Genomic DNA, 21,206 nt, shown 5'->3' on the forward strand with positions numbered 1-21,206 from the left:
AGGCGAGGTAGAGGTGGCCCTTGTCGATCAGCGGGCGCATCTGGGTGAAGAAGAAGGTCATCAGGAGGCTGGCGATATGCGCGCCGTCGACGTCGGCGTCGGTCATGATGATGATCTTCTCGTAGCGCAGGTCGTCGAGGCGGAAGCGGCTGCCCATGCCGGTGCCGAGCGCTTCGCAGAGGTCGCGGATTTCGGCATTCTCGTTGAGCTTGGCCGAGGCCGCGCCGAGGACGTTCAGGATCTTGCCCTTGAGGGGGAGAAGGGCCTGGGTCTCGCGGCTTCTCGCGCCCTTCGCTGACCCACCGGCGGAGTCGCCTTCGACAATAAAGAGCTCGGTACCTTCACGGTTCTTGGCCGAGCAGTCGGTCAGCTTGCCGGGGAGCCGCAGTTTCTTGGTGGCGGTCTTGCGGGCGGTTTCCTTTTCCTCGCGGCGGCGCAGGCGTTCCTCGGCGCGGAGGACGAGGAAGTCGAGGATGGCCCCGGCGGACTTGGGGTCGGCGGCGAGCCAGGTGTCGAAATGGTCGCGGACGGCGTTTTCGACCCATTTCGCGGCTTCTTCGGTGGAAAGCCGGTCCTTGGTCTGGCCGACGAAGCTGGGCTCGCGGATGAAGATCGAGAGGAGCGCGCAGCCGCCGGTGAGGAGGTCGTCGCGGGTGATGGCGTCGGCCTTGCGGTTCTTCACCCGCTCCCCGTAGGCGCGGATTCCCTTCAGGATCGCGGCCCAGAATCCGGCCTCATGCGTGCCGCCTTCGGGGGTGGGGACGGTGTTGCAGTAGCTGTGCAGGTAGCCGTCCTGCGCAGGCGTCCAGTTGATCGCCCATTCGATGGAGCCGGGGACCTGATATTTCTCCTCGAAGCTGACGCGGCCCGCGAAGGGGCGTTCGGAGTAGGTTGTCACTTTCCGAAGGCTCTCGTTCAGGAAGTCGGCGAGGCCGCCGGGGAAGTGGAAGGTGGCCTCCTGCGGGGTCTCGCCGTCGCTGACCGCCGATTTCCAGCGGATTTCGACGCCCGAGAAGAGATAGGCCTTGGACCGCGTCATCTTGAACAGACGGGCGGGTTTCAGGACCTGGTGGCCGAAAATCTCGGGGTCGGGGTGGAAGGTGACATTGGTGCCGCGGCGGTTTTGCGTCGGCCCAAGCTTCTGGACCGGACCTTTCGGGACGCCGCGCGAAAAGCTTTGTTCATAAAGCTCCTTGTTGCGGGCGACCTGGACCACCATCAGGTCGGAGAGCGCATTGACCACCGACGAGCCGACGCCATTCAGGCCGCCCGAGGTGGAATAGGCCTTGCTGGAGAACTTTCCCCCGGCGTGGAGGGTACAGAGGATCACCTCCAGCGCGGATTTGCCGGGGAATTTCGGGTGCGGATCGACCGGGATGCCGCGCCCGTTGTCGCGGACGGTGACAGAGTTGTCGTCGTGAAGTTCGACCTCGATCCGGTTGGCGTGGCCTGCTACCGCCTCGTCCATCGCATTATCGAGGATTTCCGCGACCATGTGGTGCAGCGCGCGTTCGTCGGTGCCGCCGATATACATGCCGGGGCGCTTGCGGACGGGCTCCAGCCCTTCGAGGACCTCGATCGAGGAGGCGTCATAGGTGGAGGCGCCGGAGAGGAGGTCGTTGGGCATGGAGGATCACCTGCTGGAAATACGCAGGCATTAGACCATTTCCGGGGGGAGGGGCGCAAGATGTGGTGCGGGTGCCGTCGGCGATGGTGTTGCGGCGGAAGCCGGGGTTGGGGGCGCATGCATCCGGCGGGTCGGCGGACTCAGGTCTGCGGCAATCCGTGGCGCAAGCAGCCGGAGGCAGTCGAGCGGGCGGATCATCTTGGGCAGGCGGTGGCTTTCAGCCGGGGGCACGGTTCCCGTTGCAAGGCGCTTGGCAAGCGGCGGGAAATCCTGACTATGCGCGGTGGCTACACAAACGAATAACAATGGGCGGGCAGGGAGGAATGGCAATGACGGGGCAGATCGCGGCTCGGGTCCGGCTGGCGATGGCGGGGGGGCTGGGCGGGGCCTTGCTCTGGACCGTGTTCAGGGCAGGCGAGCGGGGCTGGATCGGGCACTATCCGGCCTTCGCGCTGTTCGGCCTGATCCTCGTGGGGTTCGGCGCGCTTCTGGCGATGGCGGGGCCAACGGGCCTTGGCCGGGCGGTGCCGCGGGCCTTCGGGCTGGGCGCGGTGGTGGCGGGCCTGATCGGGCTGACAGCGCTGCGCTGGGCCGAGGCGGAGGACCTGTTCGACAGCCCGATCCCGGCCTTCGCGCTGATGGTGGCCGCGGCACTGCCGGTCCCGTTCCTGATCGCGGCGGCGCGGACGAGCTGGCGGGATTATCCCGCGCTTTTCCTGGAGGCCTGGTCGATCGTGCTGCGCGGGGCGGCGGCGGCGGCCTTCACCGGCCTCGTCTGGCTGGTGATCTACCTGTCGGATGAGGTGCTGCGCATCGTCGGGATCGACGTGATCCAGCGCCTCCTCCGGCACGAGGTGGTGCCGATGGTGCTGACCGGGGCCGTCTTCGGGCTGGGCATGGCGGTGATCTATGACCTGGCCGAGCTTTTGTCGCCCTATGTCGTGCTGCGGGTGTTCCGGCTGTTCCTGCCGGTGGTGCTGGCTGTCATGGGGGTGTTCCTGGTCGCCCTGCCGTTCCGGGGGCTGGACGGGCTGGCAGGCGACCTGTCGCCGGCGGCGCTCTTGTTGACCATGGTGGCGGGCGGCGTCGCGCTGGTGTCGATCGCCATCGACCAGACCGATGCCGAGGCGACGCGGAGCCCGCTCCTCATCCGCTGCGCGCAGGGCATGGCGCTGGTGCTGCCGCTGGTCGCCGCCCTGGCGCTGTATGCGATCTGGCTGCGGGTGGCCGACTATGGATGGACGCCGGAGCGGCTGTTCATCCTGCTGGTTGCGGGCGTGGGGCTGGCCTATGGGCTGGTCTATGCCCTGGCCGTGCTGCGGGGGCCGGGCTGGATGGAACGCGTCCGGCAGGGCAATATCCGCATGGCGCTGGTGATCATCGCTCTGGCGGTGCTGTGGCTGACGCCTGTCCTGAACGCCGAGCGGATCTCGGCGCAAAGCCAGCTGGCGCGGTTCGAGGCGGGCAAGACCGATGTTGCGGAGCTGGACCTTCCGGCGCTGCGGAGCTGGGGCAAGCCGGGGGCCGAGGTGATCGCAAGGCTTGAGGAGACGGCGCGCGCGCCGGGCCAGGAGGCGCTGGCGGCGGCGCTTGCAGGACAGACGGGCGGGCCGGTCGTCGACCGCGAGGCGCTGGTGGCGGCGCTGGCCATCGCGATGCCGGTGCAACCCGCGACGGCGACGGAAACCCGCGACAGGCTGCTGCGGGCGGTCGACGATTACCAGTTGCAGGACTGGACTCAGGTTTGCACCGGCGGAAGCGAGGCCGGAGCGCCGCACTGCCTGATGGTGGTGGCCGACCTCTTGCCGAACCAGCCGGGCGAGGAGGCGATCCTGTTTCTGCAACGCAGCCCGGACTACACCGAAATCTCGGGCCTCTATCTGGACGAGGCCGGCAATCCGGTCCAGCGCAGCGCCTCGCATCCTGACGGGCGCTATCCCGATGCCGCCGAGGCGACGGCGCTTCTGCGGCAATATCATCAGACCGTGCCGCCGGTGACGGCGGTGCCGCTGAACCAGCTTGGAACCGGCCCTTCCGGGCTGATCTTCCTGCCGTGAGGCGGCGGAATCTGTTAACCTATGCGCTCTAGGCTTGGGGCGGAGATTGCAACGGGGTCGGATATGGATTCGCTGCTCTTGCGATCCTTGCAAAGCTATGTGCTGGATACGTTCGGAACCGCGAGCTGGCACGAGGTATGTTCTGCCGCCGGGGTGACCGTCCCGGCTTTCGAGCCGATGCTGCGCTACGATCCGGGCACGGCGGATCGTATCGCCGAAGTCGCGGCGGGGGTGCTGGGCAGGTCGGTCGACACGATCTGGGAAGATGTGGGCATCTATCTGGTGACGAACCCCGACCGCGAAGGGGTGCGTCGGCTTCTGCGGTTCGGCGGCACCGGCTATGCCGACTTCCTGCATTCGCTGGAGGAACTGCCGGGTCGCGCGCGGCTGGCGATGCCGCATCTGGAGGCGCCCGAACTGACGCTGGACGAGGTGGGGCCGGATCGGTTCGAGTTGCGCTGCAAGTCGCCGCTGCGCGGATTGCAGCGGGTGCTGGTCGGGCTGCTGACCGCGATGGCGGATGATTACGGTGCGCTTTGCGTGATCGAACCCGACGCGGACGGCTGCACGAAGATCACGGTGCTGGACCGGCAGCACACCGAGGCGCGGCAGTTTCACCTTGCGCTGCCGGAGGGCTAGCCATGCAGGCCGACCATCCCACCCACCGGATCGAACTGGACAGCGCAACGCTGGCGCGCTTCATGCCGATGCATCTGCTGCTGGACAGCAAGGGCTTGGCCCTGGCCTATGGCCCGACGCTGGCGCAGGTTCTGGGCGCCGCCGCAGTGCCGGGCGCGCGGTTCGAGGACCTGTTCGAGGTGCGCTCGCCCGGCGGCGCGGTGACGGTTGAGGAGGTGCTTGCGCGCGGTGGAAACCGCTTTCGCCTGGTGCCGCGCAATGGCGTCAAGGCTGGCTTGCGCGGGCTGGGTCAGCGGCTGGGGCCGCAGGGTGGCATCCTGCTGAACCTCTCTTTCGGGATCGACCTGATCTCGGCGGTGCGCGATCTTGCCCTGACCGACGCCGATTTCGCCGCGACCGACCTGGCGATGGAACTTCTCTACCTCGCCGAGGCCAATGCCGCCGTCACGCGCGAGCTGCGGGGGCTGAACCTGCGGCTGGAGGGCGCAAGGATGGCGGCGGAAGAAGAGGCGATGACCGACCCGCTGACCGGGTTGCGCAACCGCCGCGCGGCGGATCTGGTGCTGGACCGGCTTTGCGCGGCGCGGGCGGGGTTCGGGCTCTTGCACATGGACCTCGACTATTTCAAGGCGGTGAACGACACGCTGGGCCATGCCGCAGGCGACTTCGTGCTGGAGACGGTGGGCCGCATCCTGCGCGAACAGCTGCGGGCCGAGGATTGCGCGGCGCGGATCGGCGGCGACGAATTCGTGGTGATCGTGGCGGGCCGCAGCGACCCGAAGACGCTGCAGGCCATCGCCGGGCGGATCATCGCGCGGATCGACGAGCCGATGGTTTTCGAGGGCGGGACGGCCCGGGTCTCGGCCAGCATCGGCATCGTGCGCTCGGCCGATTTTGCGGCGCCCGATGCGACCCAGCTGCTCGCCAGCGCCGACCGCGCGCTTTACGCCGCCAAGCACGCGGGACGCGGTCGCGCGGTGCTGCTGGCAGCGGGGGAGTGAGTGGGGCGGGATGGCAGCCCGTAGGGGAGTCGAACCCCTCTTGCCTGGTTGAAAACCAGATGTCCTAACCGATAGACGAACGGGCCACTGGCGCGCGTCCTAGCCGGGCGCGCGGGGGGATGCAAGGGGTCAGCCGTCGATCTTCGCGCCCATGATGGCGATGGCCTGCTGGTAGACCTTGGCGGCGTTCCATTCCCGGATCACCGCGAAGTTCGGCTCGCCTTCCTGATAACCCTTGCCGGGTTTCCAGCCCTTCTTGCGCAGGTAGTTGGCGGTGGTCGCCAGCGCGTCGGCCTGGTTGTAGAGATCGACCTTGCCATCCCCGTTGCCGTCCACCCCGTAGGCATAGGCGTTGCCGGGCAGGAACTGGGTGTGCCCAAGCTCGCCGTGCTTGGCCCCCACGGTCTTGGCCGAGATCATGCCCTTGTCGACCATCTTCAGCGCCCCGATCAGGTGCGGACGGAAGAAGTCCGACCGGCGGCAGTCGTAGGTCAGCGTCGCGATGGCCGAGACGACATTTGTGTCGCCCATGAAGCCGCCAAAGCCGGTCTCCATGCCGTGGATGGCAAGCAGGACACCGGCGGGCACGCCGTAGGCGGCTTCTAGGCTGGCGTAGAAATCGGGGTTCTTCGCCTTGCGGCTGCGGCCCTGCGCGATGATCGTATCGGCGCCGCGGACGTTCAGGAATTTCTCCAGGCTGTACTTGAAGCTTTTCTGGTTGCGGTCCGCGCCAATCGTGGCCTTGGAGTAGGACGTCGCGAGCAGCGCGTCGATCCCGCGCTTGCCGACGCCTTCGGCCTTGGCCTCGGCCGCCATTTCGGACTTCCAGTCCTCGTACTTGCCCCCGGTGTCACTGCACCCGGCCGCCTGGGCCGCGAATGGGAAGGTCGAAATCAGGGTGATGGCGGCAAATCGGGACAGAAGGCTCACGTTCAGGTACCTGTGCTTGGAATTTGCGCCAATCTATTGAAGGTGTGCGAACATTCAAGCACGCCTTTGTGAAGCGCGCGAAAGTGTTGCTGACAAGTTGGTGAAGTGGCAGCCCGTAGGGGAGTCGAACCCCTTTTGCCTGGTTGAAAACCAGGAGTCCTAACCGGTAGACGAACGGGCCACGCTGTCTCGTGGCGGGTGTCTAGAATCTGCCACGGGGTTCTGCAAGAGAAAAAATGCGGCTTATGCCGGGGCGGCGTCGTCGAGGCGCAGCTGGACCTTGGTGCGCCCGTTCCAGTGGTTCAGCTCCAGCTTGCCCGCGAGGTGGAAGCGGCGATGGCCGGGCTCTTCCAACTCGGGGCCAAGCGGGCCCTCGAAGGCGCCGAAGGCGATGGCGTCGAGCGCCGGGCCGCTGCCGTCCGAGACGGTAAGCTTCAGGTGACTGTCGCCGATCCGCCGCGTGCTGATCTGGGCGTTGGCAAAGGCGAAGCGGGGCGCGGGGGCGGACTGGCCGAAGGGGCCTGCGGTCTCGATCTGTTCGATGAGGGAGACGGTGGCGGCAGAGGTCGCGAGGAGGCCGTCGATCCGCAGGTCCTGCGGTCCCTGCGCCCCCGCGCCCTGTCGGGCGAGGAGATCGGCAAGCCGCGCCATTGCTGGCTCAAGCTGCGCGCGGGTGAGGGAGAGACCTGCGGCCATCCGGTGTCCGCCGCCCTTGGTGATCATCCCCTCTGCCGCGAGGCGCTGGATCGCTGCGCCGAGGTCGACCCCGTGGATGGAGCGGGCGGAGCCCTTGCCTTCGTCGCCCTCGAAGCCGATCACGACCGAGGGGCGGCTGGCGGCCTCTTTCAGGCGGGCGGCGACGATGCCGACGACGCCGGGATGCCAGCCCTCGGCGGCGGCCCAGACGAGGGGGGCGTCCAGCCCCCGCGCCTCGGCCTGGGCCAGGGCTTCCAGCCGCACCGCCTCGGTGATCTCGCGCCGGTCGGTGTTGAGCTGGTCGAGCTGGGCGGCAAGGCGGGCAGCCTCCATCTCGTCCGCCGTGGCGAGGAGGCGGGCGCCGAGGTCGGCCTGGCCGATGCGGCCGCCGGCATTGACGCGAGGGCCGAGGAGGAAGCCCAGGGTGTAGGGAGTGGGGGCCTGGTCCATCCGGGCGACATCTGCCAGCGCGCGGAGGCCGGGGCGGTCGCGGCGGGCCATCACCTTCAGCCCCTGCCGGACGAAGGCGCGGTTGACGCCGGTCAGGGGGGCGACATCGGCGACAGTGGCCAGCGCGACGAGGTCGAGGAGCGCCATCAGGTCGGGGACCTGTTGGCCCTGCTGCTTCAGGCGGCGGTTGGCTTCGACGAGGAGGAGGAAGACGACCCCGGCGGCGCAGAGATGGGCGAGGCTCCCGTCCTCGTCCTGCCGGTTCGGGTTCACGATGGCGAGGGCGGGGGGGAGGGTTTCGAGGGCGAGGTGGTGGTCGAGGATGACCACGTCGGCCCCCTTGGCGGCGGCGATGGGGTCGTGGGAGAGGGTGCCGCAATCGACGCAGAGGATGAGGTCATGCGCGGCCGCGAGCTGGGCCATGGCGGGGACGTTCGGGCCGTAGCCCTCGTCGATGCGGTCGGGGATGTAGAGGGTGGCTTGCAGGTTGAAGGTCCGCAGCCAAGTGAGCAGAAGAGCGGCGGAGGCGCCGCCGTCGACGTCGTAGTCGGCGAAGATGGCGATCCGTTCGCGGGCCGCCACGGCGCGGAGGAGGCGGTCGGCGGCGGGGGCCATGTCCTTCAGGGTGAGCGGATCGGGCAGGAGGTCGCGGAGCGAGGGGGCGAGGAAGGCGGGGGCGGCCTCGGGCGTGATGCCGCGGGCGGCGAGGATGCGGCAGAGGGGGAGGGGGAGGCGGGTCTGCTGGGCCATCCCCTCGGCCAGCCGGTCCTGGGCTGCGTCGGGGCCGGTCCAGCGGCGGCCGGTGAGGGAGGTGGCGACGTTCAGGAAGGGGGTCATGCGGGTAGGGGTGCCGGAAAGGGAGGCGTCGCGCAAGGGGGATGGGGGGTGTCCACGGTGGGCATTTCCGGGGTATCGTTTGGAAGCAAAGGGTTGGGTGCGGGCGTTAGGGAAGTGGTAAGGATCATCTTCCAGAGGTAGGCGGCTGTCGTGGCAAGGGGTGGGGCTTGCGGCGCGGTGTGGCAGACCGATGAAGCTGAGCCGGAGCCGGGAGAAGACAATGGAACAGTCAGGCACATACGACGATATGAAGGGTGTGATAGGTTCCCTGATCTCGCTGTGGGTTGGGATCGAGCGCACGGTGGAGAAACTTGATGACGCCGCGCCGCGCCAAGCGGGCGACGAGAGCTTTCCAACAAGCGTTTCCTCGCGCCTAGATCACTGGCAGCGCCGCGTGCAGGCCGATGAGGGGAACCGGCCGTTCCGGGCCTCACTGGCCCGGAGGCTGCGACAGCAGTTGCGCGAAGCACAGAAGATTCGCAACGGCATCTGTCATGGTCTGCAGGGCATTGCGGCGGCCAACAGGGAGCAGCCGGGGCGGATTTGTTGGCGGATCAATGGGATCGAACTCTCCCGGACCTGGGATGAGATGCAGGCGCATTTCGCTTGGCTGTCTAAAGTGGCCTTTGCGCTGGAGATTCTGGAGGAGGGCGACATGTCCTGCTTCGCACGTCTTCACGACAGCGAAGAGAATAGGGAATGGTGGCGGGCGGAATACGGGATCGATCTTCCCGAACCTGAGCCGTGGAAGCGGTTCGTTGGCAAATTGCCCACCTTACGGGGTGGTGCGTGAAGCCACGCACCCTACGGGAGTCGGGGTGAAGCCCGACGGAGTGATGACATGTCGGGGCAGGCCCCGACCTACGGGGTCAGCGCAGCGGGCTTTTGTAGGTCATGCGGCGGACGGAGCCGGTCTTGGAGCGCATCAGGATCGTCTCCAGCGTCACCCAGCCGGGTTCGCGCTTGATGCCGGCAAGGAGCGAGCCGTTGGTCACGCCGGTGGCCGAGAAGATCACGTCGGAGCGCACCAGGTCGTCGCGCGTGTAGACCCGGTCGAAATTAGTGATCCCGGCCTTGCGGGCGCGGGCGCGTTCGTCGTCGTTGCGGAAGAGGAGCTTGCCGTAGAACTGGCCGCCCATGCATTTCAGCGCGGCCGCCGCCAGCACCCCCTCGGGCGCGCCGCCGGAGCCCATGTACATGTCGATGCCGGTGATCTCGGGTTCGGCGCAGTGCATGACGCCGGCCACGTCACCATCGGTGATCAGCCGGATCGCGGCGCCGGTGGAGCGGACTTCGGCGATCAGATCCTCATGCCGGGGACGTTCGAGGATGCAGACGGTGATGTCCTCGGTCGAGCAGCCCTTGGCGGCGGCCAGCGCCGAGACGCGCTCGGAGGGCGACATCGACATGGTCACGGTGCCGGGCTTGTGGCCGGGGCCGATGGCCAGCTTGTCCATGTAGACGTCAGGCGCGTGCAGGAGCGTCCCGCGCGGGGCCATGGCGATGACGGTCAGGGCGTTCGGCATGTCCTTGGCGGTCAGCGTGGTGCCTTCCAGCGGGTCCAGCGCGATGTCGACCTGGGGTCCGTTGCCGGTGCCGACCTCCTCGCCGATGTAGAGCATCGGGGCCTCGTCACGCTCGCCCTCGCCGATGACGACGACGCCCTTGATGTCGAGGAGGTTCAACTGGTCGCGCATGGCGTTGACGGCAGCCTGGTCGGCGGCCTTTTCATCGCCGCGCCCGATCAGCCGGGCCGAGGCCAGCGCGGCGGCCTCGGAGACGCGGCCGAGGCCCAGCGACAGGAGCCGGTCCTGGAAGTTCAGTTTTTCAGACATGGGTCCCCCGCGGTTTTCTCCGGTGTAGCCGGGGGTTGGCACTGCGGCAAGCGTGGTGACGCTAACAGCGTTCAGGGTTGGGTTGCCAGGATCGCGTCGGCGAGGCAGGCGTCGATGGCCCGCGTGGCGGCAAGGAGCGGCGAGGCGGCGGGATCGGGGCCAAGCGGGCCTGCAGTAGAGCGCAAGAGCAGGGTTCGTCCGCGCGGGGTGGCGAAGAAATCGGCGGTCGGGATGAGCGATGTGAGCGGTTGCGCGGTATTCGCGCGCCCGTAGGGATGGCCGAAGCTGGCGACGAAGGCGGTGGTGCAGGCATCGGCCGTGGCCGGGCAGGTCGAGGTGCAAAGCGCGAGAAGCGGCTGGAACTCCGGCTCGGAGCGGAAGGCTTCGACGGCTGCCTTGGCGGTGGCGGCGTCAACGGGTTCGTAGCGCATGACCTTCACCACCGGGACGACGGCCTGCATCCGGCGGGCGGCTTCCTCCTTCGGTATGCCTGCGGCGACGAAGAGTGCGGCGAAGCGGGCGGTGTCGGCGGGCGGGCCATCGCTTCGATGCAGGCCCGCGAACCCGGCCAGCGCAATCCAGGCGGCGGGATCGTCGGCCTTCAGGCGATCGACCACCAGGGCGTCGGTCTCGACGGCGGGTTCGAAGGTTGTGTCGTTCAGGCGACCCCAGAGGACATGGGCGGTGGCCCAGTCCGGGGCGGGCTGGTCGAAGAAGCCGTCGGGCAGCGGGCCGAAGCCACCGGTCTGGTTGAGCCAGATCATGTAGAGGCTGGTGGCCTTGTCCGGCTCGCCTGCCGCGTAGAGGCCGAAGGCGCGGGAGAGGAGCGCGCCCATGTCGGTGCCGGGATCGCCAAGGCGCCAGAGCGCAGCGATGGGATCGGCGGCGGCAAAGGCGTCCGGCACCGCAGTGCCGTTGACACGGGCGAGCTTCTTGCGTTCGGCGAAGGGGAGCGTGCTGCGGAGCCACTCGCTAACCACGGGAAGGGCGAGGATCGCGGCGGTGTTCCCGGCCTCGGCGGCGGCATGTATTTCTGTCAGGGCAGTGGGGTCGTCACCTTGCAGGGCGCGGTCGAAGGGGGCGCGGAAGGCGGGGTCATCGGTGCCGGGGATCGGGTCGGCCAGCGCGGGCGTGGTGAGGATGAGCGCCAGAAGGAATGCCCGCATCGTCGGCCTCCGAACCCATGAACCAATGGCGCAAGGGTCGGGCCGCGGGCGGAGTCTGTCAAGCTGGAAGGATCAGGGGGCGCTCAGACTTCCTCGATCCGGATGGCGACGGGCTGGCCGACGAGGACGCCGGTGGCGGCGAAGCGGGTCATGGCGTGGGCGACGTCGTCGGGGGCGGCCTTGTGGGTGACGATCAGCACCGGGGCATTGGCGCCCTGGTGGCCGTACTGGCGCATCTGGTCGATGGAGACACCGGCCTCGCCGAGGCAGGTGGCGATCTTCGCCAGCGCGCCGGGTTTGTCGAGAAGCGTCATCCGCAGGTAATAGGGCGCGGGGGTTGCGGCGCGGGCGGGCTGCGCGGCGGTCAGGGTACTGGCGGGCTGGCCGAAAGTGGGCAACTGGGCCCCGCGGGCGATGTCGATCACGTCGGCCATGACGGCGCTGGCGGTCGGGCCCATCCCGGCGCCGGGGCCGCGCAGGACGATCTGGCCGACGCTATCGCCTTCGAGGACCACCATGTTGGTGCCACCCTGGAGCTGGCCGAGCGGATGGTCGGCGGGGACGAGGCAGGGGGTCATGCGCTGCTCCAGACCCCGCCCGGTCATCTGCGCCACGCCGAGGAGCTTGATGCGGTAGCCCATGTCCTCGGCCAGGCGGATATCGTCGATCGAGACATTGCCGATGCCTTCCAGTTCCACCGCGTCGAAGGCGACGCGGGTGCCGAAGGCGATGGAGGCGAGGAGCGAGAGCTTGTGGCCCGCGTCGATGCCGCCAACGTCGAGGTTGGGATCGGCCTCCAGATAGCCAAGCTGGCGGGCTTCCTCGAAGACGGTTTCGTAGGGCAGGTTTTCCGACTGCATCCGGGTGAGGATGTAGTTGCAGGAGCCGTTCATCACCCCCATGACCCGCTTCATGCGGTTGCCGGCAAGACCTTCGGTCAGGGCCTTGATGACGGGAATGCCACCGGCGACGGCGGCTTCGAAACGGAGAGCGAGGCCTTCGCGTTCGGCGGTTTCGGCAAGCGCCTGGCCGTGGTGGGCGAGGAGCGCCTTGTTGGCGGTAACGACGTGCTTTCCCGATAGCAGGGCGGTTTCCGTTGCGTGTTTCGCCGGGCCTTCGTGACCGCCCATCACCTCGACGAAGACGTCGATATCCTGACGGGTGGCCAGCGCGACGGGGTCGGTTTCCCAAGCATAGCCGCAGAGGTCGGCGTCGCGGTTCTTGGTGCGGTCGCGGGCCGAGACGGCGGTGATCGTCACCGGGCGCCCGGCTCGGGCGGCGATCAGGTCGGCATGGGCCTGGACGATCTTGACGACGCCGATGCCGACGGTTCCCAGACCGGCAAGGCCAAGACGGAGGGGAGCGGCGGACATCGGTAAACCTCGGGCAATTATGGGCTGCCGTGTGTTAGCCGGAAGCCGGGCGGGGTGCAACGCCGTCAGGGCGCGGGGGTGACCGCGATGGCGGCGGCGCGGGCCTTGAGCCGCGCGGCCCGGGCGACAAGCGCGGGGCCGGGATCGGGGGTGGGGGCGGCGGCCTGGGCGAGCAGTTCGTCGATGGGCAGGAGCGGCGGCGGGGTGACACCTTCCGGACCCCCAGCCCGCAGTTCGGGGAAGGGGGCGCAGGCGCTGATGGCCGCAAGGAACAGGAGCAGGACAGTCAGGCGCATGGAAACCCCGGAGTCACTCCCCGAGCCTATCCTCGCGCGCGCTTGCGGAAAAGGCCCGGAAAGCGCGGGATGTCAGGTGCAGGTGGTGGTGCCCTGGAGGCAGAGACGCCGGTGGCGCGGACGGGTCACGATGAATTCGCCGAAGGTCTGGTCATCGACACCGATCAGAAACCCCGCAAGGACCATTGGAAGCTGTGCCTTGAAATCCACCGTGGATTCGACGACGAAAACGCTTTCGAGGTTGTTCAGCGTGGGAATCTTTGTCCCCTTCCAAGGCTGGATCTGGGCCGAGGTAAGGCCGGTTACCTTGTTCCCCGGCGACATCGAGAACAGCAGCTTGTAGTTGCCACTGGTCGCGTTGCAGACCTTGGCCCCCGTTGGGGCGTTGCATTCCAGACTGGTGATCCGCATCTTGACCGGATGTCCGCCGGGGGTCAGAAACTCGATGACGTTCTGCAGGCCGTTGGCGAAGTTGGTCGAGATCGTGTCGCGCTGGCGCGACAGGAGATCGGCGACAGAATAGGCTGCCTTCTGGGTGACGTTGATGGTGCGGAAGACGTCCCAGTAGGTGAACATCGCAACCAGTGCCCAGATCAGCAGGGGAAGCATGATCAGCCCCTCGACCAGGATCAGGCCGTCCTCGTCACGAAGGAATGTGATCAGGCGATGCTTGAAAGTACGCATGGTAGATCACCCCGGCTCGTTCACGAAGGTTGTCGTCACCAGCATGACATAGCTGCCGTCGGTATCGACCGGCATCTTCACGCTGACGGCGGTGGTCGGGAACATCGGGTCTCCCTTCATGCAGATCCGCATCAGCATGATGTCGTTGTCGGTGCCCAAAGAGTATTCGTTGGCGGGCGGTTCATCGGTAATGATCGGCTGGGACCGATCGACACAGGACCGGGGCGGCGCCACCATGGCGAAGGTGCCGGTATTGACCGGCTGCATCCAGATTCGCATCGTGTCGATGCAGGTCTGGACGGATTCGATCATCATCCCGGATTCGCAGATCGTTCTCTTCAGATTCTGGTGCGTCGGGTTGACCATCGTTCCAAGCCGAAGTTGCCGGACCGTCTGATCCACGGCACGGTCGAACATGGCATAGCGCGCCATGTACATGCTGCTTTCGAACGCCGCCGTGAAGATCAGGAAGATGATCGGAAAAATGAAGAGGAACTCGATCGCCGCCTCACCCGAATCGTCCTTGAGGAAGTAAAGTACGGGTTTCATTCCGTCAGCCTCAGCGGCGAGATGATCTTGGCGATTTCCTCGAAGGCGGCGTTGAGGTTGTCGGCGTTCGTCACCTTGTAGTAATAGCCCGTCCCCGGCGATGAGCAGTTCTGGATTGGAGCCTCGGTGACGTTATCGCCCAGGATGATGCCGAACACCTCGACACCCGCCGCCTTGGCCGCCGTGCAGTTGGTTGCCAGGAGGCTGTCCATGTTGGACGTGCTGGTCAGGTAGTTGCCGACCATCAAGTTGTAGATGGTGTTGTAGTCGGTGGCTCCAGTCACGTTCGAGCGCATATAGAGCTGTTCGATCACCCAGTCGACCGAGGCGTAGCGCCAGACTTCCGACCAGTCGAGCCGACGGACGACGCCGCTGCCCGTCCACCAGGGTGCCACCCCTGCCGGCGGTGTGATCCAGGCGCGCGGATCGCAGCCGCCGGAGACGTTGGTGCCGGTGCCCGCGCCTTCGGCCTGGCTACCCACCTTGCGCCTTACCGAGGAGGCTTTCAGGTGCGGCACGAAGTAGTTGCGCTTGACGGTCTTGCCATTGACGATGGTGTCGGCCAGCGACCAGCCCGAGCAGGAGTTGACCGGGGCCGGAACGCCGTTCGGGTTGATGCCGGGGCGCGTGCCGCCATTGGGGGCCAGCCCGCTGTCATTGAACTCGATCGCGAACTTGCCGTCGTCTCCGCGCCAGATCGGCGAGGGACCGCTCTTGTAGGCGTCACGGATATGTTTGCTGGAGACGTGCGTCCCGTCGGTCATCACGACGATGATCTTGCGGGTGCCCATCGTGCCGTCGGAATGGGTGACGCCCTCGTCGTCGGCGTTGTCGGCGGGCCGACCGGCCATTCCGGGTACCCCGGCGCGGAGTGCGGTGTAGATCGGGCGCGCGTCCTGATCGATGAGCGCGGTGGCCCAGCGCATCCCGACCGCGATCGAGGTGTTGCCGCGCGGGTTCAGTTGGCCGATCTGGGTCTTCAGCGCGGTCATGTTCGTCATCGGCAGCACGACCAGGTTCGAGGCAGATTCATCGGTCCCGGTGTTCGGGTTGTCGCCGTGGTTGCACATGTAGGTGCCGCTGTTGGTGTCGATCGCGGTCGCGTTCGTTGCCGAGATCGTCACCACGCCGCCATAGGTGTTTCCGGTTCCGATACTTGTGATCGTGGCGTTGGGCGCACCCTTTGCAACAAGGGCAACCGCGGCCATCGGGATCGGGACGTCCCGATCCAGTTTCATCGTGTTGAAGGTCTCTGGCTGAATCTCGAAGCAATTGATCTTCGGGACACCCTGGTCGGCCATGTAATTCCAGTATGACAGGTGCGAAACGGTGAACTGGTTCCGCAGGTCGACCGGGATGTTCACGTTCGAGGAATAGGGCACCATCCCGATCGAGATCAGATTGTTGGGGTCTTTTTCGATCGTGTAGGCGCCGCCGGCATCCTTGTCGTATTTGAGAATGGTCACGAAGTTGGACGCCGCCTGGCGCAGGGCCGCGATCTTGGTCGTCGAGCCGGAGGATTCCGCCATGGAGCCCGTGATGTCGAGTGCCATGATCACTTCGATCTTCGACACGCCCTGCTGAGCCGTGGAGATCGTCGGCCCCTCGAAATAAGGGACGTCGAGCATGTGCATGAACCAGTTGTAGGACCGGACCTTGGCCTTCATCGTCGTTTTCCGCGACGTGGCGGTCGCTTCGCCGGTAACTTCCTGGACTGCATAATCGTAGGTCAGTTCGTCGCCGAGTCCGGCCACGTCGAACCATTCCGTTGCGACGGACTGGGGCGTCTGGGAGACCGGCAGCACGACGTTGGAGGCCGCCAGCGTTGCGCGGTCCATCGTTTCCTGGAGGGCGACGCGGCGCATTTCGAAGCGCATGACGTCAACTGCGATCCCGCCGAACAACACCATCATCACGAAGACGAAGAGCACGAGGATGGCCATTGCGCCGCCCTCGTCGGTCCGGAACTGGGAAGACTTGCGGGCAAGGCGAGCAAAAACCGGGCGCGCGTCGGGTTTGATCAACATGTCACTATCCATTGCAGCAGCTTCCCGTCAGAAACGACGGGTTCCCAAGCGATCATCTAGGCACAAGTTCGGGCAGAAGTAAGGCATTTGCTGCCAGACCCCCGGTCGGCTGCCACAATCTGGAAACAATCCGGGGGAATCTTTCTGGTTCGGCGGCGGGGGGTTAAAAATCCGGGCCGTTCATGGATCGGCAAGAATCATGTGGCCGGCATCGATTCGGTCCTCCCGCGCCCTCGGCCCGGATCGGCGGGTGATCTTGCTTTCCGGGTTTCCCGGGCCTGCGGCTGGCGCTAGGGTCGGGGCGCGGGGCAGTGTTCAAGGCCCCCGTCTCAGGGAGGGATGGCATGAGTGTTTCCGGAGAACCGAGTTTTCGCGAGTCTGTGGATCTGATGTTCAACCGGGCGTCCAAGCTGATGGATCTGAGTCCGGGTCTGGAGCAGAAGATCCGGGTCTGCAACTCGACCTACACGGTCCGCTTCGGGGTGCGGCTGCGCGGCAAGATCGAGACCTTCACGGGATACCGCTCGGTACATTCGGAGCACATGGAGCCGGTCAAGGGCGGCATCCGCTTCGCGCTGTCGGTCAGCCAGGACGAGGTCGAGGCGCTGGCCGCGCTGATGACCTACAAATGCGCTCTGGTGGAGACGCCGTTCGGGGGCTCGAAGGGGGGTCTGTGCATCGACCCGCGGCAATGGGACGAGCATGAGCTGGAGCAGATCACCCGCCGCTTCGCCTATGAGCTGATCAAGCGCGACCTGATCCATCCCGCACAGAACGTGCCCGCCCCCGACATGGGCACGGGCGAGCGCGAGATGGCCTGGATCGCCGACCAGTATGCGCGGATGAACACGACGGACATCAATGCCAAGGCCTGCGTGACGGGCAAGCCGCCGCATGCGGGGGGCATCCAGGGCCGGGTCGAGGCGACGGGGCGCGGCGTGCAATATGCGCTGCGCGAGTTCTTCCGGCACAAGGACGACATGGGCAAGGCCGGGCTGACCGGCGGCCTGGAGGGCAAGAGGGTGATCGTGCAGGGGCTGGGCAACGTGGGCTATCACGCGGCCAAGTTCCTGTCCGAGGAGGACGGTGCCAAGGTCATCGCCGTCATCGAACGCGACGGCGCGCTGGTCGATCCGAAGGGGCTGGATGTCGAGGCCGTGCGGCAGTGGATGAACAAGAACGGCGGCCTGCTGGCGGGCTATCCCGGGGCGACCCATCTGCCGGACGGCGCGGCGGTGCTGGAGGAGCCCTGCGACATCCTGATCCCGGCGGCGATGGAGGGGGTGATCAACCTGTCCAATGCCGAGCGGATCAAGGCGCCCTTGATCATCGAGGCGGCGAACGGTCCGATCACCTTCGGCGCGGATGAAATCCTGCGGCGCAAGGGCTGCGTGATCATCCCGGACATGTATGCCAATGCCGGGGGCGTGACGGTCAGCTACTTCGAATGGGTGAAGAACCTGTCCCACATCCGTTTCGGCCGGATGCAACGCCGGGCCGAGGAGGCGCGGTCGCGCCTGCTGGTCGAGGAGCTGGAGCGGCTCTCGGCCGACCGGGGCCTGGGCTGGACGCTGGCCGAGGGGTTCAAGGAGCGGTTCCTGACCGGCTCGGACGAATTGGCGCTGGTCCGCTCGGGGTTGGACGACACGATGCGCACGGCCTATCAGGCGATGCGCGAGGTCTGGCATTCGCGCCAGGACGTCGAGGACTTGCGGGTCGCGGCCTATATCGTGTCGATCGGCCGTGTCGCGCAGACCTATCGGTCGAAGGGTCTTTAGGGGTCTGCGCCCGGGCCGGTCGCCGGGCCGGGCGTCCCGCCGGTGTCAGTGCGCGTGCCCGGCGTGATGATCATGGTCGTGGGGGTGATCATGGTCATGCTGGTCCGGGGTGGCCTGTTTCAACTCGGTCCGCGCGCGGGTCAGGATCTGCCAGGCCGAGGACAGGAACAGCCCCGACATTGCCGCGGCCACTGCCAGATCGGGCCAGGGCGTCGCCGTGATGCCGACCAGAAGGGCCGCCCCCATCACGGCAACGTTGCCCACCGCATCGTTTCGCGAACACAGCCAGACCGACCGCACGTTGGCGTCGCCGTCGCGGTAGCGCAGCAGGATCAGTACGCTTGCCAGATTGGCCGTCAGCGCCAGCGCACCGACGATCCCCATCACCTCGGCACGCGGCAGGCCGGGGCCGAGGAGAAGCCAAAGGGTCGAGCCGAAGACCCAGAGGCCCATCAGCAGAAGCGAGATGCCCTTCGCCATCGCCACCCGTGCCCGCGTGGCGAGCGGCCGCCCGATCACCCAGAGGCTGGCGCCATAGGTCAGCGCATCGGCGAGGAAATCCAGCGCGTCGGCCCGCAGCGCCTGCGAGCCCGCCAATGCGCCCGCCGTGATCTCGACCCCGAACATGGTGGCATTGAGCGCAATCACGGCCCAGAGCGCGCGGCGATAGCCGGAAGAGGTGCCATCGAAACTGACCTGATGCCCACAGCTGGCCGACATTTTCTTCTCCGAAACTTGATCTGTCGAATCGCTGATAGCATCTACAGTGACTGTAGGGGCAAGCGGGAAAATGGGTGGCATGCGGGACGTGACAATCGGCGAGGCGGCGCGGGAAAGCGGGGTCAAGGTGACGACGATCCGTTTCTACGAGGAGCGGGGGCTGTTGTCCGCCCCTCCGCGCAGCGAGGGGGGCCAAAGGCTGTACGGCGCGAAGGATGTGGCACGGCTGCGCTTCATCCGCCATGCGCGCGACCTGGGCTTCGACATGGCGGCCTTGTCCGACCTTCTGGAGCTGGCGGGGCATCCCGATGCGCCCTGCGCCCATGCCGACCGACTGGCCGAGGCCCGGCTGGAGGATGTCCGGCGCCGGATCGCAGCCTTGCAGGGGCTGGAGAAGGAACTGGAGCGGATGCTGTCAGCCTGCCGGAGCGGCACGGTCGAGAGCTGCGCGGTGATGGAGAGTCTCTCCGATCACGCCCATTGCGACGGGCCCCATGATACGGACGCGCTGAAGGGCTGACGGGGCAGCCCGTCGCCGATGGCCTGGGCGGCCCGGATCGTCGGAACCGATGCGTCGGGCGCGGGGTTGTCCCGCTGCCCCGCAGCGGGGTGAAACCGAGGAGCACAACGATGGCGAAGACAGCACAACTCCAGCCCGCGCGCGGCAGGCTGAAGACCCCGACCGATCTGGGCGACAATGCGGTCAAGGACATCTCGGCAGCGTTGAACGGGCTTCTGGCGGACAGTTTCGCGCTGTATTTCAAGACCAAGAACTTTCACTGGCATGTCTCGGGTCCGCATTTTCGCGACTATCACCTGATGCTGGACGAACAGGCGGCGCAGATCCTGGCCGGGACCGACGACATTGCCGAGCGCGCCCGCAAGATCGGCGGCGCGGCGCTGAAATCCATCAACCAGGTTGCGGCGATGACGCGGGTCAAGCCGAACGAGGCCGATTATGTCGAACCTGCGGACATGCTGGCCGAGCTGATGGAGGACAACAAGGCGCATATCCTGGCGCTGCGCGAGGTGCATGACCTTTGCGACGAGCATGGCGACGTGGCCACGGCAAGCATGATCGAGATCTGGATCGACAATGCCGAGCGCCGGGTCTGGTTCCTGTTCGAGACCCTGCGCCCGGCCCAGAGCGGCGGGCATTGAGCGGCTTGGACCCGGAACCGCCGTCCGCGACGCCCTTATGTCGCGGCTGGCAAAGGTTTGATGTTTGAGCGGTTGAATAACTCCTCCTGACCCGCTTTGATGGCCGGGTCAGGGGAGGTCTTCCATGCGCTATTCCGGCCTGAAGGTCATCACGGAAGGGTTGTTCGGCAACAAGGGCTGGACCCCGGCCTGGCGCGACCCCGCGCCGAAGGCGGAATATGATGTGGTGATCATCGGCGGCGGCGGGCATGGGCTGTCGACGGCCTATTACCTGGCGAAGAACCACGGGATCACCAATGTCGCGGTGCTGGAGAAGGGCTATCTGGGCGGCGGCAACGTGGGGCGGAACACCACCATCGTGCGGGCCAACTACTTCCTGCCGGGGAACAGCGAGTTCTATTCGCATTCGCTGAAGCTGTGGGAGGGGCTGGAGGCCGATCTCAACTACAACGTCATGCATTCGCAGCGCGGGCTGATCAACCTGTTCCACTCGGACGGGCAGCGGGACGCCTTCGCCCGGCGGGGGAATGCGATGATCAACCAGGGCGACGATGCGATCCTCCTGGACCGCGAGGGGGTGCGGGAGCATCTGCCCTATCTGGATTTCGAGCAGACCCGGTTCCCGATCTACGGCGGGCTTCTGCATCCCCGGGGTGGGAGTGCCCGGCACGACGCGGTGGCCTGGGGCTATGCGCGGGGGGCGGACAAGCGCGGGGTGGACCTGATCCAGAATTGCGAGGTCACCGGGATCGACATCGAGAACGGGGTGGTTCGCGGTGTGCAGACCACGCGCGGCGCGATCCGGGCGAAGAAAGTGGGGATCGTGGTGGCGGGGCGGTCAAGCCAGGTGGCGGCGATGGCCGGGATGCGGTTGCCGATCGAGAGCCACGTGTTACAGGCCTTCGTCACCGAGGGGCTGAAGCCGGTGATCAACCACGTCGTCAGCTTCGGGATGGGGCATTTCTATATCTCGCAGTCCGACAAGGGCGGGCTGGTCTTTGGCGGCGACCTCGATTTCTACGCCAGCTACGCCGCGCGGGGGAACCTGCCGATGGTCGAGCATGTGATGGAAGCGGGCATGACCCTGATGCCGATGATCGGGCGCGCCAAGGTGCTGCGGAGCTGGGGCGGGATCATGGATATGTCGCCGGACGGGTCCCCCGTGATCGACAAGACGCATGTGGACGGGCTGTTTCTTGACTGCGGCTGGAACTACGGGGGGTTCAAGGCGGTGCCGGCCTCGGGCTGGTGCATGGCGCATCTGATGGCCACCGGCGAGCCGCATGAGGTGGCGCGGAAGTTCCGGCTGGACAGGTTCGCGACGGGGCATCTTCTGGATGAAGAAGGCACCGGCAGCCAGCATAATTTGCATTGAGGGGG

The 21,206-nt window shown here is 66.7% G+C and carries 19 protein-coding genes and 2 tRNA genes; 8 read left to right on the forward strand and 13 right to left on the reverse strand.

Annotated features, from left to right (window positions below; genetic code table 11):
• On the reverse strand, positions 1-1,627 hold a 1,627-nt coding region (locus JNJ68_RS05175; RefSeq protein ID WP_294979839.1), incomplete at its 3' end, for a DNA topoisomerase IV subunit B.
• 329 nt (positions 1,628-1,956) lie between these two features.
• Here JNJ68_RS05175 and JNJ68_RS05180 point away from each other — a divergent pair.
• From JNJ68_RS05180 to JNJ68_RS05190, 3 genes are all read left to right on the forward strand, one after another.
• Complete coding sequence (locus tag JNJ68_RS05180) at positions 1,957-3,684, forward strand: DUF4153 domain-containing protein (RefSeq protein ID WP_294979841.1); 1,728 nt, start codon at positions 1,957-1,959, stop codon at positions 3,682-3,684.
• 63 nt (positions 3,685-3,747) lie between these two features.
• The gene (locus JNJ68_RS05185) at positions 3,748-4,323 is read left to right on the forward strand and encodes a heme NO-binding domain-containing protein (RefSeq protein ID WP_294979843.1); all 576 of its coding nucleotides are present in this window, start codon (positions 3,748-3,750) and stop codon (positions 4,321-4,323) included.
• Positions 4,324-4,325: 2 nt separating this feature from the next.
• Positions 4,326-5,324, forward strand: a complete 999-nt coding sequence (locus JNJ68_RS05190) for a GGDEF domain-containing protein (protein ID WP_294979845.1) — start codon at positions 4,326-4,328, stop codon at positions 5,322-5,324.
• A gap of 11 nt (positions 5,325-5,335) precedes the next feature.
• Here JNJ68_RS05190 and JNJ68_RS05195 read toward each other — a convergent pair.
• From JNJ68_RS05195 to recJ, 4 genes are all read right to left on the reverse strand, one after another.
• Positions 5,336-5,410, reverse strand: a tRNA-Glu gene (locus JNJ68_RS05195).
• 43 nt (positions 5,411-5,453) lie between these two features.
• Positions 5,454-6,245, reverse strand: coding sequence for a lytic murein transglycosylase (locus JNJ68_RS05200; RefSeq protein WP_294980051.1), 792 nt, complete (start codon positions 6,243-6,245; stop codon positions 5,454-5,456).
• A gap of 115 nt (positions 6,246-6,360) precedes the next feature.
• Positions 6,361-6,435, reverse strand: a tRNA-Glu gene (locus JNJ68_RS05205).
• Between the two features lie 62 nt (positions 6,436-6,497).
• Positions 6,498-8,237 carry a single-stranded-DNA-specific exonuclease RecJ gene (gene recJ / locus JNJ68_RS05210; protein WP_294979847.1) on the reverse strand — a complete coding sequence of 580 codons (1,740 nt, stop codon included), beginning with the start codon at positions 8,235-8,237 and terminating at the stop codon, positions 6,498-6,500.
• Positions 8,238-8,457: 220 nt separating this feature from the next.
• Here recJ and JNJ68_RS05215 point away from each other — a divergent pair, with 220 nt between their 5' ends.
• Positions 8,458-9,030, forward strand: coding sequence for a hypothetical protein (locus JNJ68_RS05215; protein WP_294979848.1), 573 nt, complete (start codon positions 8,458-8,460; stop codon positions 9,028-9,030).
• A gap of 76 nt (positions 9,031-9,106) precedes the next feature.
• On the opposite strand, the gene glpX is transcribed toward JNJ68_RS05215, so the two are convergent.
• The 7 genes from glpX to JNJ68_RS05250 all read right to left on the reverse strand — a co-directional run bounded on the left by glpX (position 9,107) and on the right by JNJ68_RS05250 (position 16,167).
• Positions 9,107-10,072 (reverse strand): class II fructose-bisphosphatase, encoded by a 966-nt coding sequence (glpX, locus tag JNJ68_RS05220; protein WP_294979850.1) that lies wholly within the window; start codon positions 10,070-10,072, stop codon positions 9,107-9,109.
• A 71-nt stretch (positions 10,073-10,143) separates the two neighbouring features.
• Positions 10,144-11,238 carry a hypothetical protein gene (locus tag JNJ68_RS05225; protein WP_294979851.1) on the reverse strand — a complete coding sequence of 365 codons (1,095 nt, stop codon included), beginning with the start codon at positions 11,236-11,238 and terminating at the stop codon, positions 10,144-10,146.
• Between the two features lie 83 nt (positions 11,239-11,321).
• A complete protein-coding gene (locus tag JNJ68_RS05230) occupies positions 11,322-12,611 on the reverse strand; it encodes a homoserine dehydrogenase (protein ID WP_294979853.1) in 1,290 nt (429 codons plus the stop codon).
• Between the two features lie 65 nt (positions 12,612-12,676).
• Positions 12,677-12,907: a hypothetical protein gene (locus tag JNJ68_RS05235; RefSeq protein ID WP_294979870.1), complete on the reverse strand. Its 231-nt coding sequence runs from the start codon at positions 12,905-12,907 to the stop codon at positions 12,677-12,679.
• A 72-nt stretch (positions 12,908-12,979) separates the two neighbouring features.
• A complete protein-coding gene (locus JNJ68_RS05240; RefSeq protein WP_294979872.1) occupies positions 12,980-13,591 on the reverse strand; it encodes a hypothetical protein in 612 nt (203 codons plus the stop codon).
• 6 nt (positions 13,592-13,597) lie between these two features.
• A complete protein-coding gene (locus JNJ68_RS05245) occupies positions 13,598-14,140 on the reverse strand; it encodes a TadE/TadG family type IV pilus assembly protein (RefSeq protein WP_294979873.1) in 543 nt (180 codons plus the stop codon).
• The gene (locus tag JNJ68_RS05250; protein ID WP_294979875.1) at positions 14,137-16,167 is read right to left on the reverse strand and encodes a Tad domain-containing protein; all 2,031 of its coding nucleotides are present in this window, start codon (positions 16,165-16,167) and stop codon (positions 14,137-14,139) included. The genes JNJ68_RS05245 and JNJ68_RS05250 overlap by 4 nt, the downstream gene beginning before the upstream one ends.
• Before the next feature lie 344 nt (positions 16,168-16,511).
• Here JNJ68_RS05250 and JNJ68_RS05255 point away from each other — a divergent pair, with 344 nt between their 5' ends.
• Complete coding sequence (locus JNJ68_RS05255) at positions 16,512-17,945, forward strand: Glu/Leu/Phe/Val dehydrogenase (RefSeq protein WP_294979877.1); 1,434 nt, start codon at positions 16,512-16,514, stop codon at positions 17,943-17,945.
• A gap of 45 nt (positions 17,946-17,990) precedes the next feature.
• Here the strand turns inward: JNJ68_RS05255 and JNJ68_RS05260 are convergent, their stop codons facing one another.
• Positions 17,991-18,665: a cation transporter gene (locus tag JNJ68_RS05260; RefSeq protein ID WP_294979879.1), complete on the reverse strand. Its 675-nt coding sequence runs from the start codon at positions 18,663-18,665 to the stop codon at positions 17,991-17,993.
• A 79-nt stretch (positions 18,666-18,744) separates the two neighbouring features.
• On the opposite strand from JNJ68_RS05260, the gene JNJ68_RS05265 reads away from it, so the two are divergent.
• The 3 genes from JNJ68_RS05265 (at position 18,745) to JNJ68_RS05275 (ending at position 21,201) form a co-directional block, all read left to right on the forward strand.
• On the forward strand, positions 18,745-19,185 hold the full coding sequence (locus JNJ68_RS05265; RefSeq protein ID WP_294979881.1) for a helix-turn-helix domain-containing protein: 441 nt from the start codon (positions 18,745-18,747) through the stop codon (positions 19,183-19,185).
• 110 nt (positions 19,186-19,295) lie between these two features.
• On the forward strand, positions 19,296-19,826 hold the full coding sequence (locus tag JNJ68_RS05270; RefSeq protein ID WP_294979883.1) for a DNA starvation/stationary phase protection protein: 531 nt from the start codon (positions 19,296-19,298) through the stop codon (positions 19,824-19,826).
• A gap of 124 nt (positions 19,827-19,950) precedes the next feature.
• On the forward strand, positions 19,951-21,201 hold the full coding sequence (locus JNJ68_RS05275) for a sarcosine oxidase subunit beta family protein (RefSeq protein WP_294979885.1): 1,251 nt from the start codon (positions 19,951-19,953) through the stop codon (positions 21,199-21,201).
• Positions 21,202-21,206 lie beyond the last annotated feature (5 nt).

It is taken from the genome of Tabrizicola sp. (assembly GCF_016793705.1).
Classification (GTDB): Bacteria; Pseudomonadota; Alphaproteobacteria; order Rhodobacterales; family Rhodobacteraceae; genus Tabrizicola.